This is a genomic window from Segatella salivae F0493, from assembly GCF_000477535.1.
Taxonomy (GTDB): domain Bacteria; phylum Bacteroidota; class Bacteroidia; order Bacteroidales; family Bacteroidaceae; genus Prevotella; species Prevotella salivae.
On the sequence record NZ_AWGW01000027.1, the window covers coordinates 57,786 to 76,447 of the forward strand.

Genomic DNA, 18,662 nt, shown 5'->3' on the forward strand with positions numbered 1-18,662 from the left:
CTGTTTTTCTTCATGATTCAACTACATTTCAAACCTCTTACATTTGCATTGTTATTTCTTTCCATTATCCTCTCTTCGTGTAGCGAAAAGGGTGGAGATGATGGTCAGCAAAGCAACAAACTATCCCTCGAACAGGTAATAACGAACGATATAGATGGTGTCATTCGCGCGCAATATAAAGTGTTGGCAACGAATACTTCAACCTTTTATGAGGCTCTATCTGCACTTGAAACGTCGACAATGACGCAAGAGCAGTTGGAGAAAGTGTGCCAACTATTTCTCAAAGCTCGTGGAGATTATGAGAAGAGCGAAGCCTTCTTTTTTGGTGCTAACGCCCACTTCACGGTGGATGCTGACATTAACTCGTGGCCGTTAGACCGCGTTCGGTTCCAACAACTCATGCAAAGCAGTGACCCACTTGACGATAGTGAGCGTTGGGCTTCAGGCATTGTGGGCTGGCATGGCATTGAATATGTTATCTTTAGAGACGGAAAACCACGCCCTGTTGCAGACATAACGGCTCGTGAACTCAAGTATGCCAAGACCTTATCTGCCAATCTTCGACTGCGTTGTTACCAGCTTTATTGCGGATGGAATGCCAGTGCTGGCACCGAGTTTACAGCCATTCTTGATGCTGCAAACCTATCCTATCGTGCGCCAAAAGGAGCCGATTATCGCGACTATTTCCTTGCCGTTTACACGCCACAACGGGCAGCTCAGGTTATACTTACAGGCGATAAAGGCATGATGGGGCTATCGGATGAGATGGCAAGGACTAAGTTTGGCGACCCGTTCGAACATCAAGATGCCGACTATATTGAGTCACCTTATAGTCACACTTCATTGGAAGACCTTCGCGATAACTTGCAAAGCATTCGTAGTTTATGGTTTGGTAATGACAACAATGCCTTCGATGCATGGTTTAATGTGCGTAATCCGGCAATCTCAAAAGCCGTGAGAGAGGCGTTCGATAAAACGCTTCAAGCCATCAATGCAGTGCCCGAACCATTTGTAAAGCACTATAATGACCCGACCATTAAACAGGCTATAGCAGCTTTAGACAATCTAAGTAAACAGCTTGAACAAGCAAACGACTTTATACAACAACATAATGATTAAGAGAATAACATTCGTTTTCTATGTAGTTTTGATTGTAGTGATGGCAGCGGCCACCATTATTGAGCATCTTAATTCGACGCCCTTTGTCTCGCAATATATATATGGTGCGTGGTGGTTTAGCCTGCTTTGGGCTCTTCTTGTGGCTGTAGGTGTGGTTTATATTGCCAAATCTCATCTTCAGAAATGGAATCTTTTGTTACTTCATTTGTCGATGATAGTCATCCTTGTTGGAGCCTTTTTAACGCATACAACGGGCTTTAAGGGGATGATACACCTAAGGGGTGACCAGCCAACTAACGTCTATACAGAGATGGTTTCCATGTCAGAATCGCGCACACATCGACTGCCTTTTTCGGTTCGTTTGGACCATTTCGACATACAATATCACGACGGAACACAAGCTGCTTCGGATTATATGACTCACTTTGTCATAACAGATGGCGAGACAATTACACGTGCAACCGTGTCGATGAATAAGGTATTTTACTACCATGGTACACGTTTCTACCAAGCGAGTTATGACACAGATAACCGCGGAAGTTACCTCAGTGTGAATAGTGATCCCTATGGACTTCCTGTCACATATACGGGCTATGGTCTGCTGTTCTTTTCGCTTTTATGGCTTCTTGTCGATGCAAAAGGAACATTTAGGCAGTTGCTTCGCAGTCCGGTGCTTAAGAAATCATTAGCCACTTTGTTGCTAATCTTTGGATTTTCAACAGCCATTCATGCTGCCGAAGAATCTATTTCAGCCCCTGTAGTGGCTCAACCCGTAGCCGAAAAGTTCGGAGATCTCTATATCAACTATAACGAAAGAATCTGTCCTTTGCAGACTTTCGCCCTTGATTTTGTGAAGAAAATCTATGGCAAACGAAGCTATAAAGGTGCTGATGCCACTCAAATCTTGATGAGTTGGATATTCTTTGGCGATGCATGGAATCGTGAACCTATCGTGCAAATCAAGAGTAAAGAGATGCGCGAAACATTCGGATTACCCGAATATACGAATGTAAAGGCATTCTTTCAAAATGGAGAATACGTCCTGGGTCAATATGCTTATGACTATCAACAAGGTCAACAGGACGCACTACACAAGGCTTGTTATGACATGGATAATAAGCTTCAAGTCATCATGTCACTGCAAAAGGGAACACCACTTGCCCTATTTCCGCACACGTTTCGACATGGAAAGACGCAATGGTTCTCGCCATTTGAGCAGTATCCTAAGCAGCTTCCAAAGAATGATATCCTGTTAATCAAGAGCTACTTCCCTGCACTCTATCAAGCCGTTGCTGCGAATGATGAGGCCAATGCCATTCAACTCATTGAACAACTGCGAAGCTATCAGCAGCACAATGCAGGCGAATCGCTCCCTACTGACATGCAGTTTAAGGCAGAGAAATGCTACAATAACATTCCTTTTTCCACTCTACTTTTCATCTTAAACCTATGTCTTGGCTTCTTCACTATGGGCTTAGTGATTCGCCGATTGACTTCCTTCAAGACGCAACTTCTTGGGCTTCGTCCGTCAATACTTCACGGATTGCTCATCCTTTTGCTCGTCATCTCATTCTCAGTGCTAACATTTGCGCTGGCCTTACGATGGATAATAAGCGACAATATCCCTTTAAGCAATGGCTATGAGTCTATGCTTTCCGTTGCGTGGTTTAGCATGTTAATCACTATAGTGATGGCTTTTGCAATGCGTTCTCTGCGACTTCTCATCATCACCTTTGGCTTTTTACTCAGTGGTTTCTTTCTTTTGGTGAGCCATATCGGTCAAATGGACCCCGCAATCGGCCATATTATGCCCGTGTTGAATAGCCCATTACTGAGTATTCACGTGAGTATCATCATGATGAGTTACGCACTTTTGGCCCTAACCTTTATCTGCGGACTCACTGCTTTGATTCTTTCGGCGTTACAACGCATGCGTGGTTGTCCCCAAACAGGACTGGAACAGTCTACGGCTTTAATGATTTTGAGTCGCATTTTCCTTTATCCTGCCATGACAACGCTGGGACTTGGCATCTTCATTGGCGCCATTTGGGCCAACATTAGCTGGGGAAACTACTGGTCATGGGACCCAAAAGAGACGTGGGCGCTTATCACTTTTATGGTTTATGCGGTGCTTCTTCACTTGCAAAGTGTACCTGCTTTGCGCACGCCTAAATACTATCATATCTATACAACGATAGCTTTCTTGACGATAGTCATAACATATTTCGGCGTAAACTATGTGTTGGGAGGCATGCACAGCTATGCTTAAATGAGGCCTTTTCGCCTTTTTCTTACGAAGAGATGAGGCAAAATTAAGGGTGAAAGCACTTGCGTGATAATGAGAATACAAACCAAATAGAGAATAATTAATAATAGCTTATGATACAGAAAAATACTCAAGAGGAGTGTTCTAACCTCACTTCTCCACGCAATTCAAGCCTGCCGACGCTCATTTCTGAGGGCCCAAGCGAGGCCTTTCGCACCAAAATAAATGATGAAGCCTCTTTTATCATCCACGCATCCGACCCAAATGCTGCCTTCACAGCACAGCTTCAAGAAGTCATTTCGCGTTATAATGAACTGAGAGATAAGTTGATGCCCGGCGCTGAGGCCGTCATGAAACGTTACTTTCTCAGTGATGCTGCCAATCAAGAGGACGAGGTTTATGCCACCGATGAATGTGATTGTGCGCTCTCTGTGATTCAACAGCCACCATTAGATGGTACAAAAGTGGCGCTATGGGTATATGTTTTAAAAGGGATAAAGAAACAAAACTGCGCTCAAGGGATGTTTCGTGTGTCGCACGGGGCATACGAACATCTTTGGCTTGCAGGTGAAACCATATCTTCATCCAACTCAAAATATCAAACAACTCGATTGCTTGAAGACTATGTGATGCGTCTGATTGAGAACGAATGTACGTTGAAAGACAACTGTGTTCGCACCTGGTTTTTCGTCAACGACATTGATAACAACTATGAAGGTGTCGTGAAAGCACGCAATGAAGTGTTTGTAACTCAAGACCTAACTGCCAATACACACTACATATCGAGTACTGGAATAGGAGGTAGAGTGGCTGATTCGAAGGTGTCAGTATGTATGGATGCCTACGCCATTAAAGGTCTTTTGCCCAACCAAATGACTTTTCTCTACGCACTTGATCACATGAATCGCACGAGCGAATATGGCGTAAGCTTCGAAAGAGCGACGCAAATCGACTACGGAGATCGCCGACATGTCTTCGTGTCGGGCACTGCAAGTATAGACAATAAGGGGCAGGTGGTCTACCCGCATGATATCAAACGTCAGGTAAAACGCATGTGGGAGAATGTTGATGCCATACTCAACGAGGCTGAAATGCACTTTGATGATATCACCTTTGCCCTCGTTTATCTGCGTGACCCAGCTGATTATGCAGTGGTTTCTACGATGTTTCACGAGCAATTCCCCCATACTCCTTATGTCCTTCTCCATGCTCCCGTGTGCCGACCAGGCTGGCTTATTGAGATGGAATGTATGGCAGTGAAGGCTAATCACGATGAAAGATTTCCGAATTTCTAAGGCTTTTATCAGTTTTTTTGTATCTTTGCATCCGAAAAAAACAAACAAAATAATGAAAAAACTGATACGAACTACTATCCTTTTAGCATTTACATTGCTAACCATTACTACTGCTTGTGGCAGTAATGAAATTGCACCAGAGAAGAAACCAACACCGAAACCCAACACAACGCCTATCGAAGAAGGGGTGAAATACGTAGGGGGTGACATCTCACTGCTATCGAAATATGAACAAGCGCATGCCATTTATAAAGACAAGGGCACACCAACGAGTCCGCTTGCACTATTTAAGAAGGCTGGCTGGAACACCATGCGACTTCGTCTTTTCGTAAATCCTGCCGACTATCAAGGTGATGATCGCGATGCAAACGCATGCCAAGATCTCGCTTATATCTTGCCTTTGGCGAAACAAATCAAGGCTGCTGGCTTCAAGATTCTACTCGATTTTCATTACTCTGACACGTGGGCTGACCCCGGAAAACAATGGACTCCAAAGGCTTGGGCAAGTCTAAATGATGCACAATTAGCTGCAAAGGTCAAGACCTATACAGCGGAGGTGTTGAAGAAAATGAATGAAAACGGCGTTTCACCAGAGTTGATTCAGACGGGAAATGAAATCAGTTATGGAATGCTTTGGGGAGTAAACAAGGCATCAGCAAAGGTGTGTTACCCCACATCTCCACAGGAAAATTGGACTCGTTTCACGCAACTCTTGCGGGCAGCAACCACTGCTTGCAGAGAGGTTTGCCCCAAAGCAAAAATCATTTTGCATACCGAGCGCGTGTCAACTTCCCAACAACACGACAACGCTAATTATCAAGCATTGATGAATTTCTATCAACAGATGCAGTTAGCCAAGATAGATTACGACGTCATTGGCTTGAGTTATTATCCTTATTTCCATGGTTCAATGAACGAACTCGACGCTGCTATATCGCGCTTAGAGCAGGCTTTTGCGAACAAAAACATTATGCTTGTTGAAACGGGTTATCCTTATAAGTGGGCTGTTGGAGGTTCAACGTTCGACTATTCTAACCAATATCCTTACTCACTTCAAGGCCAACAACGTTTCACTTCAGACCTCGTCACCATGCTAAAGAGCCATAAACATGTGACAGGTTTATTCTGGTGGTGGCCTGAATTTAATGCATTTAATACGCAAATGAGCAATTGGTACAATGCACCTCTATTCGATAGTGAGAGTGGAGAGGCTACACCTGCCTTGTATGAACTAAAGAAATTCGCAGAATAACAATACACATGATTCGTTTCCTCCATACAAAACCTTGTGTGAGGAAACGAATCTTGTGATATGTTTAACGCTCATGCATGATGTAAATGATGCGCAATATCAGCAAAATAGCCCATACTATAGCTAATATTGCATCTTTTATTATCTTCTTTTTCCGCTTTTTTTCGTTTTCAATTTTTTTGTCTTCAATGAACAGACTGTAAAGCGTTGTGATGAGGGCCAAGGCAAAAACAATGGCTGTAATAATAGAACGAGTCATTTTTTAGTTACGATTTAGATTGCACTTCTTTGTTAATTGTAGTGCAAATGTAGGTAAATTTACGCATAAAACCTCATGTTTGTTGCTTTATTATGAATTCTGTTGCACAATGACACGCGTTACTTTTATTCATCAAAAGCCTTTCTTAGAGCGTTTTAAGCCTTGAAATGTTTAGGTAAGTGCAGGGCGAAAATGAAAGGATTTTTGGCGAAGTGCAATGATAATCCACTATGCCGGCAGTACAGAATCAAATCCTTCATCATCTATTTTGTGTAATTCCATGGCGTGATAGTGATTAGTTCACGCCGCGATATGCCTCATTTTATCGTGTAATCTCCGTCATTTCATCGCCTGAAATGCGTCAAATCACCCAGTCGTTTGCGTCATATTATTTTCCTGTTTTATATCAACAGGTTTGTTATTCCCAATTAGCCCTCAAACGATATACATTCCATTAGTTGTCAATGCCATTTGTGTTGTTATGGTTTGGCAATGAATGTATTTGTTATAGTGAATGTTGCGGCCATGTAATGCCGTAGGTATTATGCTGGTATTCCAATGAATATATTTGCCATTGCGAATGTGGTAACGATGCAACGCCGTGGAATTTATGCCAATATTCCCATGAATGTATTTGGCATAGCGAATGTGGTAACGATGCAACGCCGTAGGTGTTATGTCGGTATTCTAATGAATGAATTTTGCAATATAAATGCCCTCATGGTGCAACGCTGTAGGTGTTATATCAATATTCCAATGAACGAATTTGTCATTGCGAATATTGCAACGATGTAACGCCGTAGGTATTATACCAATATTCCAATGAACACATCTATCACTACGAATGTTCTCATCTCGCAACTCGGTACGAGTTGTTCTTTTGATAGCCCGGGGTTGGCGAGGAACGAGCCTACCCCGGGTAAACATTCGCAAGGAGATTCAACGCCATCGGTGTTGAGCTTTTTCTGTGAAGTCACCCTTACAATGAACCCTTTTATGGCAGATTAATCAAAAAAAGCGCAACACCTACGGCGTTGTTCCCCACACAACATACATTAACCCAAGGTAGCCTGCACTATCGTTTGGCAACCCTGGGCTATCGAAAACGCAACACCGATGGTGTTGAAACATATATTTCGCAATATGAATTACGTTATTTTGCACCTGGATTTATGGCGGATTACGCTTAGAAAGCGCAACACTTACAGTATTGGAAAAATCACATTGATTTATTATTTGTGGCGTGTTTCATTGGAATATCAATCGTAACGTGTCATAAACAAGCCACATATATGTTATATTCTTTTATAAACCGCACGGAAAACCACAGCTTTTGATGTCATCTATCGCGTGCCATCACGTTTCTTCCAGTCGTCTTTCTCATAGCTATTTGGGTAGGTTGTAGGGTAGAGAACTTGCCCTCCACGCTCACGAATGTAGGTATCGAACTTGCGTTGACCTTCATAAAGCACGATGATGCGTGCACCATTACGAAGATGATTGTACTCCGTGTTACCACCAGAAAAGCGGCCATGCGCCAAGAGTACATGGTAATACATCAGTGAATAGTCGTTATCATGGTCATGACCACAAAAGACTCCCATCACATCGCCCATTGATCTGAGGGCTGAAAACATACCACTATTGAGATTAGGTGCGTAAGCCCGTTCCATTCTTGTACCGATAAGAGTCACTTGAGTGTTGGCAACGGCATCGTTATATTCGGGTAATGGATAGTGCATAAACATCAAAGCAGGTACTGGTTTGCCTCCATTCTCACGCTTGAATGAGGCTGCCCAGTTGCGATAACGACCGATTTGATTCCACGTAAGCCATTGATATCCACCCACACCAGGCATCTTACAGTACTCATGTGTATCCATTCCATAAATCACAGCGGCTGTCTTTGCGCCGTCAGACGACTTGATTGGCAACGCGAAGTCAAGTGCGTTTCCATTGCGTTTTGGCTGCACACAGTAGGTGTTTTGTTGCGCTTGATCATACAATTGGCTTACAGGCGTGCCCTGTTCTGGGTCATGATTGCCCAACAGATAACAGAAAGGAACCTTTAAATCAGACATGATATTGAGGATTTGTTGTAGGCACATGTCTCCCGGTTTGGAATAGATTACATCGCCAGTAAGGACGATTAAGTCGGGATGTTCAGCCTTTACAATCTCATAAAGGCAATCGGTTGCCTGACGAGATGCAGGATTTCCTAACTTATAATGTAAGTCGGTAAACTGTATTATCTTGAATTTTCCATCCTTAAACTTTAGGTTTTGTGCGCTCACTGCTATAGCAAAACACACGAATAACCAACCAATAATTGTTCTTTTCATCATAAACCAATACTTATTTCTCGGTAAAGTTATAGCTTTTTTCTGTGTAGTGAATCATTAATAGGCTTTTTATTACTAAATTTGCACTATTATAACAAATCGCAATCCAAAGCATGACAAACGACCAAATGATGCAAGTCTTGCAGAAATGTCCACTCTTTGCGGGCATGAGTACACTCAGTATAGACCTCGCATTGGGCAATATCGGCTACCAAATCATAAACTTTGCACCGCGCGATGTGTACACTTTGGCTGGTATGCCCTGTAGGTTTGCCGACATAGTACTTAGCGGAAGTCTCATCTGCCGTATGGTTTCACTCAGTGGAAAGCAAGTGGAGGTGACACGACTTCGGCCGGGTAACCTCATTGCACCAGCCTTTATCTTTGCTAAAAACAATAGTATGCCCGTGAGTGTAGAGACAGATTCCGAGGTGACACTACTGAGAATGACTCCCCAAACACTGAAAAAGCTTATTGATGATGACGCAGATATTTGCATGAACTATATTCGTTCGTTGTCGAATATCGATGTGTTCTTGACGCATAAGATGAAGGTTTTGAGTCTGTTTACAGTCAGAGAGAAGGTTGCTTACCTGCTACTTGAGCGAGCAGGAGAGCAAAATTCCAACACCATTCGCCTTACTCGAAGTCGTCAAGAGATAGCCGACTCGTTTGGAATACAGAAGTTTTCGCTCCTAAGAGTACTCAGTGAATTTGAGAAAGAGGGTGTTATTCGCGTAGATGGAAAGACAATTGAGATAATAGATCGAAGCCGTTTGAAATGATATTCCATCCACTTGATGCCTCAACGCGTGTGCTTCCGGAACGCATGAACAATCCGTTCTACTATAAACCAGATGCGCTTTGTCGTGCAGCAGCAAGCGAAGTGCAGCGCGAAATAGCTGCATCGGCACCTGAATTCAAAGCCGAAATAGACCAAGGAAAGATGTTTGGTGTGCTGATTGTAAAGAAAGGGCGCGACATTGGCTATCTTTCGGGCTACAGCGGACAGATTAATGGTCGAAGCGATTGGCCCGGATTTGTGCCAGCAGTGTTTGACTATTTGCAGCCAAATGGCTATTTCAAGCAGCACGAAGCTATGATTTCAGCACTCAACGAGCGTATTAATGCCCTTGAAAATAGTCGTGAATTGGAAGTGGCAAGGCAGCAATGGCACGACGAAGTGGATGAGGCAGAAAGGGAGATTGAGGCTTTTAAGGTGGAGATTAAACGCGAAAAAGAGGGCAGACCACAGGTGTTGACACCCGAAATGATAAGGCGTTCGCAGTTCCTAAAAGCCGAATTGCATCGAAAGAAAAAGCAGTTTGCTCAACAAATTACAGAAAAGAGCGCTATGGTTGAAGCCATAGAAGCCGATATCAACGCCCTAAAGACGGAACGACATCAACGGAGTGATGCACTGCAACGATGGCTTTTCAGTCATTTTCTGATGTTTGATGACAAAGGAAATCAAAAGAACTTACTCGATATTTTCTATCCAATGGTGCCACCTGCAGGTAGTGGTGAATGTTGTGAACCAAAGCTTTTGCAATATGCTTTCCGTCATCAGATGCAGCCAATCAGTATGGCTATGTTCTGGTGGGGAGCCAGTCCACGGGAAGAAATACGTCATCATTTGCAATATTATCCGGCATGTAACGGCAAATGTAAACCGATATTGCGGTGGATGTTGCATGGAATTGAAGTCGAAACCAACCCATTAGAGCAGGAGACGCATCAGACTTTGGAATGGATTTACGAGGATAATGACATCGCAGTTGTGTGTAAACCCGCGGGGATGTTAAGCGTTCCAGGGAAAAATCAGCGTGAAAGTGTGCGCTCGCTTGTGTTGCATCGTCATCCCGAAGCAACGGGTCCACTGATTGTTCACCGTCTCGACATGGCCACAAGTGGGCTACTTGTTGTGGCACTTAATGTTGAATCGTATATCAATTTGCAACAACAGTTCAAGCAACATCACGTGGAAAAGCAATATGTTGCCTTGTTATCTGTGCCACACAAAGGGGCAAAGCATGGGCAGATTCGTTTGCCGTTGCGTCCCGATTTGACTGACCGCCCACGGCAAATTGTCGATAAAGTGCATGGCAAAGAGGCTGTAACTGACTATCAATTTATGGATGATTGTCGTGTGAAGTTATATCCGCGAACAGGCAGAACGCATCAACTTCGCATGCATTGTGCACATGCTGAGGGGCTCAACAATCCCATTCGAGGTGATGAACTCTATGGAACTGGGGCGCAAAGGCTTTTTCTTCATGCAGAAGAACTGGCATTTGACCATCCAAAAACAGGCAAAAGATTGCACTTTGAGCGTCAGGCTCCATTCTGATATCCATGGCATGATGGCGTGTTGGGCAGCATATAACGATGTAATTTGAAACAACAGAAGTCATGAACTGACATTAAAATGTGGGAATATCGTCACATTTGTTACTGTGAAATCATCGGCATTATAATTGCTGAAGACATATATGAGAAGATGAAATGACCTCAACGAGGTTATGAAAACAAAGTATTTATCTATTAAAGTAAATTTATTATGGCTACAATTGAAAAAGGAAAAGTATTTAAAGCAGCAGAAGTTATCGATTATACTAATGGTGGTGTGGTCAGTAAGGAGTTCATTCATAGTAACGCCGGCACTGTAACCTTGTTTAGTTTTGATGCTGGTCAGGGACTATCGGAACACACTGCACCCTTCGATGCGCTTATACAAGTCATAGAAGGAGTAATGCAACTGAACGTAGAAGGACAGGTTTTCAACATCAAAGCGGGTGAAACATTCATCATTCCAAGTGGTGCTCATCACTCGGTTAAAGCTGAAGAGCGCTTTAAGATGATGATAACCATGATTCGCGGATAAACGAATGATGAAGGGAGGAACGGCGTTTTGTCTTGCTTTCTGCATTGACAGACGCCGTAATATAAAGTTTTCAAGATATAAACTAAAAGGATTTTAAGATGAGAAAAGAATGGAGAGGTTTCAAAGGAAACAAGTGGTTATCTGAAGTTAACATACGAGATTTCATTCAGAATAACTATACCAGCTATGAAGGGGATGAGACTTTCTTAGCAGGACCGACCCATGCTACTGAGACATTGTGGCAGAAACTACGCGCACTTCAAAAGGAAGAACGGGCTAAAGGCGGAGTTCTTGACATGGAAACTGAAGTAGTTTCTGGGCTCACGGCTTACGGACCAGGTTACATTGACCCTGAAACGAAGGACTTAGAACGCGTAGTTGGTTTGCAAACGGATAAGCCATTGAAGCGTGCTTTCATGCCTTATGGGGGGATAAAAATGGCCGAACAAGCTTGTACTACCTATGGATATCAGCCGTCAGAAAAGCTACATCACATCTTCTCTCAATACGTAAAGACCCACAATGACGGTGTCTTTGACGCGTATACTGATGAGATGAAGCACGTGCGTCATAACCATATACTTACTGGTTTGCCTGATACATACGGACGAGGACGCATTGTTGGCGACTATCGTCGTGTTGCTTTGTATGGTATCGACTATTTGATTGCAGAGAAAAAGCGCGACCTTCAGAACATGGGTGATCGTGAAATGATTGATGAAGTGATTCGTCTTCGCGAGGAAGTAGCCATGCAAATCCGTGCATTACAAGGCTTAAAGGAGATGGCTTCCATATATGGCTTCGACATTTCTCAGCCTGCTAACGACGCAATTCAAGCCGTTCAATGGCTCTATTTCGGTTATCTTGGTGCTGTTAAGACTCAAAACGGCGCGGCAATGTCCGTTGGTCGCATCTCAACCTTCCTTGATATATACATAGAACGAGACATTCGAGAGGGTAAACTGACTGAAGAGGAGGCACAAGAACTTATCGATCATCTCGTGATGAAGTTTAGAATGGTCAAGTTTGCACGCATTCCGTCTTATAATCAGCTGTTCTCTGGAGACCCAGTTTGGGCTACTCTCGAAATGGCTGGTATGGGAATAGACGGCCGTTCGATGGTAACAAAGAATGACTTCCGCTTCCTTCACACCCTCGAAAACATGGGACCATCACCTGAACCGAACCTTACGGTGTTGTATAGTAGCCGACTTCCTAAGGCCTTCCGCCTTTATGCAGCGAAGATTTCGGTTAAAACCAGTTCGATACAATATGAGAATGACGATGTGATGCGACCCATTTGGGGAGACGATTACTCGATATGTTGCTGTGTAAGTGCTACGCAAACAGGTAAGGAAATGCAGTTCTTCGGTGCGCGTGCCAACCTTGCTAAGGCGCTGCTTTATGCCATAAATGGAGGCGTAGACGGTCGAACACGCGAACAAGTTGGGCCTGCTTACCGACCCATTACAAGTGACATCATCTCGTATGATGAGTTCCTTCCCCGCTTCGATGATATGTTAGATTGGCTTGCTTGCATTTATGTTAAGACGTTAAATCTTATCCATTACATGCACGATAAGTACTTCTATGAGGCTGCAGAGATGGCACTTATCGACACAGATGTACGCCGTACCTTCGCAACGGGTATCGCAGGCTTTAGTCATGTGGTTGATTCTATCAGTGCAATCAAGTATGCTAAGGTGCATATTATACGCGATGAGTCGGGTTTTGCCAAGGACTATAAGACAGAAGGTGACTTCCCTCGTTATGGAAATGATGACGAACGAGCTGACGAAATCGCTGTATGGCTGTTGAAAACCTTTATGAACAAGATTAAGAAATACCACACTTATCGCAACTCTGAGCCTACAACCAGCATCCTAACCATTACTTCTAATGTCGTATATGGCAAGTATACTGGTAACATGCCCGATGGTCGTCGTGCCGAAACTCCATTGGCACCAGGAGCTAATCCGTCTTATGGCGCAGAGCAAAATGGCTTGTTAGCTTCGCTGAACTCTGTGGCTAAGCTTCCTTATGAGTATGCTCTTGATGGTATATCTAATACACAAACCATCTCACCCGATGCCTTAGGACACGATGATGAGGAGCGTTCTCGCACGTTAGTTGGCGTGATGGACGGATATTTTGACCAGGGAGCACACCATCTAAACGTTAATGTCTTCGGCGTAGATAAGTTGAAAGACGCGATGGAACACCCCGAAAAGGAAGAATATCAGAACTTTACCATCCGCGTAAGTGGCTATGCTGTGAAGTTCATTGACCTCACAAGAGAGCAACAACTCGATGTGATTGCACGCCAGGCTCACGGCAGACTATAGACCAAAACTTTTCAATAGGGTTACTATATGCGCCCTCTGTCCTTTCTGTTCAAAGGGAGCGACGGAGGGCGTCCTTTCAAATTAGGACATAAACATTTTGAAATCATGAACAAGGATAATGCACTTCAAAGCTCGTCAACACGCTCTTCACAAGGTCATGTGGGTTATGTTCACTCCATAGAGACCTTTGGTTCTGTCGATGGTCCAGGCATTCGATATATCATTTTCCTACAAGGCTGCCCCATGCGCTGCCTGTTTTGTCACAATCCTGATACGTGGAAACAAAACAAAGTAAAGCCCATGACGGCCGATGAACTATTGGATCAGGCCGAACGTTATCGCACTTATTGGGGCGAAAAGGGTGGAATTACGATCAGCGGAGGCGAGGCTTTGCTGCAAATAGACTTCTTAATAGAGCTTTTTGAGAAAGCCCACGCACGACAAATCAATACTTGTCTTGACACATCGGCCCAGCCATTTACACGCAATGGCTTATGGTTCACGAAGTTTGAACGCCTGATGAAGGTCACCGATACGGTGCTATTAGACATCAAACACATTCGAGATGAGGAACACCGCAAGCTAACAAAGTTCACAAACCGTAACATCCTTGATTGTGCCCGCTATCTTTCTGAGATTCAAAAGCCTGTTTGGATACGTCACGTTCTTATTCCGGGAATCACTGACAACGATGAATATCTGCACGAACTTGCCGCTTTTCTCAACACGCTTCATAACATTGAGCGCATTGATATCTTGCCTTATCACACCTTAGGTACGTATAAATACGACGAACTTCACCTTGATTATCCCCTCAAAGGCGTTGAACCTCCGACACAAGAGCGCATTGATAACGCAAATAAGATTATGGAGTCGGCCCTAAAATAGAAACACATGAGGAGACGAAAACGATGTGTTCTCCTAACAATCTCAATGCATAAGGTGTTGATTCTCCTTGCGGATGATTACCCAGGGGAGATCTATTCCTCGCCAATTACAGACTATAAATAACATGATATAAAAGGTAACCCAACATACATTATCATTAATAACGTTGCAATGAGATATCAACGCTGTAAGCGTTGTACCTTTGATAGCCCAGGGTTGGCATTAGCCTACCCTGGGTTATGCGTGTAGTGTTGAGGTCAACGCCGTAGGTGTTGTACGTTTTCTGCGTGGAATGTCGTGATAAAATACCGAGGAATAAAAGGTACAACGCCTACAGCGTTGTTGCCTCTAACGGCAAAAGACCCAGGGTAGACTTCGCTATCGCTCGCCAACCCTGGGTTATCAAAGGTACAACGCTTACAGCGTTGCGCGATGAGAGCATTCATCATGGTGGATATATCCATAAAAAAATTGGCACATTTTGTTACTTATTTATTCGTATGTTGGCATTAATTGTATTATAGAATAAATGATTCAACACCATCGGTGTTGCGCTTTTGATAGCCCAGGGTTGCCAAACGATAGTGCAGGCTACCCTGGGTTGGAGTATGGTTTGCGGGGAACAACGCCGTAGGTGTTGCGCTTTTTAAAATTAATCCGTCATGAAATATTTCATTGTAAGCGTGCCTTCACAGAAAAAGCTCAACACCTATGGCGTTGGATCTCCTTGCGAATACTCACCCGGGGTAGGCTCGTTCCTCGCCAACCCCGGGCTATCAAAAGAACAACTCGTACCGAGTTGCGTCGTTGTGACATTCGAAATGACAAATGCACCCATTGTAACATTGACATAATACCTACGGTGATATGTACTATTGCAAGTTTTGTTTGTAAACAAATTGTGTGCTATGGTATTGCGTTTCTATTTACATTATTATTTAACCCATGAGTAATGATAAAATGATTTGCGTCAAAACACGCGATAAAGTGATGCAAAGCGTGCGGTAATTTGACTGCAATTGTGAGGTTGTTTGCATGGTTTTGATAGCCTGTTTGTAAGTGGTTGTGTCACAAGAAGATAGTTTGCATGGATCGATCTTATTTGAATGGAAAGGCTTTTCAATATAAAAGGAGGAACGATTTATGTCTATATGGAATTGAAAATGCAGTGTGGGTTTTGGTCAAACGATTTATGTTATCATCCGCTATGAATGAAAATTTACGACAAGAGGAGGGTAATAGGTTTTTTATTCGCATGTGATTAGGCATGAAGGGAGAATAAAAAAGAGGCCCTCGGATATCACATCCAAGGGCCATCTTCGTTCTTTAATTCATGAAAATCCTGTAAAACAGGTAATTCTTTCTTTTATTTACGACGCTTAGCAGGGGCAACAGGTGTGATTTCGCACTTGCCTTTACCATCAGCCCAGGCATAGAACTTGATGTTGTATGTACCTGCTGTGACGGCGATGTCAGCTCCGTTGTCTGTAGTTAACTTATTAACGGTGCCGCCCCAATTAATGTCCCAGCCGTTGTTTGCACGGAATTTTATGCTACCATTTGATAGTACTATGTTGTTAATCTCCCATGCACGGTCGGTCTTATTGTAAGTCATTGGCTGGTCACTATTCCAACCTCCGGCTGTAGCGCTACCGATAACACCAATTCGAGTGATTGGAGTGAGGTGCATAGTAGCATTGGCAAGGTCGACATCTACTTTGTAGTAGCCTTCTGGTTCGCTTATGGTGATGTCGCCACCTGTTGTAGAAAGGCCTGCGCCATAGTTGTCACCATTCCATGAAGGCTGTGTACAGAACTTGAAACCTTGCTGATCCAGATACATGAAACCAGTGTATTTGCCGTCATGTTCCTTGCCATAGAGGTAGTCAATATGCTTCCAACCATTTGCGTTTCCAGCCATATAGAGATAGTCATCGAAGCTAAGTGGGGTGCAACTCCATGTCTGATCAAGCAAGTTGAAAGTGAGTTTATAGACCTTTGCACCAGGAACAATGTCGAAACTCAAGTTGCCACCTGCGTTGTTTGCAGAGAGTTTGCCCTCTTCTTTGGCCGCAGCGATACACTCAGACCAGTCGTTTGTGCCTATTTTTGACTTTGGAGTGAGCTTAAATTCCACCTTATCTAAGGCTGCAACTTGTGCTTCTGTGAGTGTAATACTGAATACAGGATCAGTGTAAACATCGGCACCGCTGTTCTTAACGGGATAGGAATCGTTATCGTTTTCCCAGTTATTGATATTACCAGTCAAGTAATATTCGGTGTCAATCTTTGGCGCTTTAGGAGTTACAACAACTTTGGTTGTGCCTGCATCAATATAAGCTGCCTGTCCGTTTTTAACGGCATTGACAAATACATGCGCATTAAGTGTGCGTGGAGTAGGGCGTAGTCCGAAAGCATCGGCAACTATTTTTTGGATAGAAGTGCTGTCAACTAAGCCTGCAACAGAGGCCTTAACACTCGTTGTTTTTGCATCAGTTACTCCATCGGCAGTTAGCTCTACGCGAGCATTCTCAAGCTTATAGCCTTCGGGAAGGGCTGCTTCGTTGAGTGCAAATGCCTTTACCTGTGTCCCAGGTTGATTCAAATCGATGGCATTTGTGGCTGTAGCCTTGAAGCCAGGCAGGTTGATTGCGTCTTCCTGTGGATACGATTGAGGGTTTGCCCAGTCTGTATAATCGTCACTGCAAGACCCAAAGAAGAGGCTTGCAAGTGCGATTGTGATATATAATGAAAACTTTTTCATTGTGTTATTGTTTATCTGTTAGGTGATTATTTGATTTCTCCCGTTTCATTACCGAAGTTCAAATAGAGCTTCTGTCCAGCCGTAGCATTGATACGTTCTTGGTCACCACCAGTGCCACGATACTTGATCTTCTTGTCAAATACCATGAATTCGGTCTTCCACCAGTCGGTTCCGGGGAGCTTAACATAGGCACGTAGGCCGCCATCTCCAGTCGTATTCTTAGCGAAAGCAGGTGAAACGAACTGACCTTCTTTTGTTGTTGGGACTGTAAATAGCTGGTCAGCTTGATTCTCAGTCCAGTCACCTGATGTCGCAGTTCCTATCAAATAAACCTGTGGTTTGTTGAAAGTGACGTCATACTTAATATCGCGTCCTTCTACCTTTGCATCTACAATCATGAGATACCAACCAGGATTTGACGAAGCAATATTACCATCGTGGCTCTTTATTTCGCTACCCAATTCGCTGGAAGCATTTACAGTTATGCCGGCAAAGCCTTTCTCATTGCCATCCCATTTCTTTGTGGTGTTGAACTTGATACCGCTATCATCAATGTAAACAAGATGCCAATAAACGTGGGTAGAGCCATTAACCATAACCATATCCAATGGATTATCCCAAGACCAGTTATTGAAATTACCCGTAATATAGATATGTTCGGGAAGATTTACTGGAGGTAATGAGAAAGCGAGATGAACGTGTTTGAGCGTGATAACATTTGACACAATCGCATAACTATGGTTCAAACTGTCGATTTCAGAACCCATTGCAGTGATTGGAGTAGCCTTAGCACGGATGTAAACAGGGATGTCTATGGGGAAATCGGCTTCTGTTTTACCGTCCTTAAGAGCCTGTTCGGTCAGCGCAGCAGCCATTTCTGCCGCATCAACATCAATCTTTGCAGTTTTGAAACTCGTGCTCATCTTCGTAGCGTTTGACATATCTTTCTTGGTCGCTACCTCGATAGTGTATTTCGTTGTGATAGGAAACCCGTAGTTAGGTTGCGTGCAAGTAAGTTCTACTGACGTAGAGTTTGCAAGGTCGTATGTACCATTTGTTGCCAAAGCGGGAGTGTTCAGGACGAACGAAGTAGGCTTTTGCAGCACAGGATTAGAGTCGTTGTCGTCTGCACATGAGGCCAAAATGAAGGCTCCACACATGAGTAACAAAGTAGACTTCAATATATTTTTCATTGTGATTCAATTTTATAAATTGTTCGAATAGGAAGGGAGAGCGGGTCTCCTTTCC

Annotated in this window: 16 protein-coding genes; 11 read left to right on the plus strand and 5 right to left on the minus strand. The window is 43.6% G+C overall.

Translation table 11 applies throughout. The features are described from left to right. The first annotated feature begins 12 nt into the window (after positions 1-12). The 6 genes from HMPREF9145_RS09675 to HMPREF9145_RS14010 all read left to right on the plus strand — a co-directional run bounded on the left by HMPREF9145_RS09675 (position 13) and on the right by HMPREF9145_RS14010 (position 7,199). Positions 13-1,119: an imelysin family protein gene (locus HMPREF9145_RS09675; RefSeq protein ID WP_021826145.1), complete on the plus strand. Its 1,107-nt coding sequence runs from the start codon at positions 13-15 to the stop codon at positions 1,117-1,119. Beyond that, on the plus strand, positions 1,112-3,388 hold the full coding sequence (locus HMPREF9145_RS14270) for a cytochrome c biogenesis protein CcsA (protein ID WP_036907303.1): 2,277 nt from the start codon (positions 1,112-1,114) through the stop codon (positions 3,386-3,388). Before HMPREF9145_RS09675 ends, HMPREF9145_RS14270 begins: the two co-directional genes overlap by 8 nt. Positions 3,389-3,498: 110 nt before the next feature. Next, complete coding sequence (locus HMPREF9145_RS09685; RefSeq protein ID WP_021826168.1) at positions 3,499-4,680, plus strand: Rid family hydrolase; 1,182 nt, start codon at positions 3,499-3,501, stop codon at positions 4,678-4,680. A gap of 52 nt (positions 4,681-4,732) precedes the next feature. Beyond that, on the plus strand, positions 4,733-5,932 hold the full coding sequence (locus HMPREF9145_RS09690; RefSeq protein WP_021826150.1) for a glycosyl hydrolase 53 family protein: 1,200 nt from the start codon (positions 4,733-4,735) through the stop codon (positions 5,930-5,932). Between the two features lie 817 nt (positions 5,933-6,749). Further along, a complete protein-coding gene (locus tag HMPREF9145_RS14005) occupies positions 6,750-6,986 on the plus strand; it encodes a tetrahydrofolate synthase (RefSeq protein ID WP_155945301.1) in 237 nt (78 codons plus the stop codon). Between the two features lie 27 nt (positions 6,987-7,013). Next, on the plus strand, positions 7,014-7,199 hold the full coding sequence (locus HMPREF9145_RS14010) for a hypothetical protein (RefSeq protein WP_155945302.1): 186 nt from the start codon (positions 7,014-7,016) through the stop codon (positions 7,197-7,199). Positions 7,200-7,534: 335 nt separating this feature from the next. Here HMPREF9145_RS14010 and HMPREF9145_RS09705 read toward each other — a convergent pair whose 3' ends face one another. Beyond that, positions 7,535-8,536, minus strand: a complete 1,002-nt coding sequence (locus HMPREF9145_RS09705; protein ID WP_021826143.1) for a metallophosphoesterase family protein — start codon at positions 8,534-8,536, stop codon at positions 7,535-7,537. A gap of 110 nt (positions 8,537-8,646) precedes the next feature. On the opposite strand from HMPREF9145_RS09705, the gene HMPREF9145_RS09710 reads away from it, so the two are divergent. The 5 genes from HMPREF9145_RS09710 to pflA all read left to right on the plus strand — a co-directional run bounded on the left by HMPREF9145_RS09710 (position 8,647) and on the right by pflA (position 14,650). Beyond that, the gene (locus tag HMPREF9145_RS09710) at positions 8,647-9,318 is read left to right on the plus strand and encodes a Crp/Fnr family transcriptional regulator (protein WP_021826136.1); all 672 of its coding nucleotides are present in this window, start codon (positions 8,647-8,649) and stop codon (positions 9,316-9,318) included. Beyond that, a complete protein-coding gene (locus HMPREF9145_RS09715; RefSeq protein WP_021826167.1) occupies positions 9,315-10,883 on the plus strand; it encodes an RluA family pseudouridine synthase in 1,569 nt (522 codons plus the stop codon). Before HMPREF9145_RS09710 ends, HMPREF9145_RS09715 begins: the two co-directional genes overlap by 4 nt. 210 nt (positions 10,884-11,093) lie before the next feature. Continuing rightward, positions 11,094-11,417: a cupin domain-containing protein gene (locus tag HMPREF9145_RS09720; protein ID WP_007135381.1), complete on the plus strand. Its 324-nt coding sequence runs from the start codon at positions 11,094-11,096 to the stop codon at positions 11,415-11,417. Positions 11,418-11,515: 98 nt separating this feature from the next. Next, positions 11,516-13,762, plus strand: a complete 2,247-nt coding sequence (gene pflB / locus HMPREF9145_RS09725; protein WP_021826144.1) for a formate C-acetyltransferase — start codon at positions 11,516-11,518, stop codon at positions 13,760-13,762. A gap of 105 nt (positions 13,763-13,867) precedes the next feature. Continuing rightward, entirely contained in the window at positions 13,868-14,650 is a 783-nt protein-coding gene (pflA, locus tag HMPREF9145_RS09730; RefSeq protein WP_036907328.1) for a pyruvate formate-lyase-activating protein, read from the plus strand. Between the two features lie 257 nt (positions 14,651-14,907). On the opposite strand, the gene HMPREF9145_RS13130 is transcribed toward pflA, so the two are convergent. The 4 genes from HMPREF9145_RS13130 to HMPREF9145_RS09740 form a co-directional block, all read right to left on the minus strand. Beyond that, the gene (locus HMPREF9145_RS13130) at positions 14,908-15,114 is read right to left on the minus strand and encodes a lipopolysaccharide modification acyltransferase (protein WP_231369788.1); all 207 of its coding nucleotides are present in this window, start codon (positions 15,112-15,114) and stop codon (positions 14,908-14,910) included. A 245-nt stretch (positions 15,115-15,359) separates the two neighbouring features. Then, positions 15,360-15,548 (minus strand): hypothetical protein, encoded by a 189-nt coding sequence (locus HMPREF9145_RS13135; protein WP_155945303.1) that lies wholly within the window; start codon positions 15,546-15,548, stop codon positions 15,360-15,362. A gap of 468 nt (positions 15,549-16,016) precedes the next feature. Further along, positions 16,017-17,414, minus strand: a complete 1,398-nt coding sequence (locus HMPREF9145_RS09735; protein WP_021826200.1) for an Outer membrane protein SusF domain-containing protein — start codon at positions 17,412-17,414, stop codon at positions 16,017-16,019. Positions 17,415-17,440: 26 nt separating this feature from the next. Further along, positions 17,441-18,607: a SusF/SusE family outer membrane protein gene (locus HMPREF9145_RS09740; protein WP_021826179.1), complete on the minus strand. Its 1,167-nt coding sequence runs from the start codon at positions 18,605-18,607 to the stop codon at positions 17,441-17,443. Between the last annotated feature and the right edge of the window lie 55 nt (positions 18,608-18,662).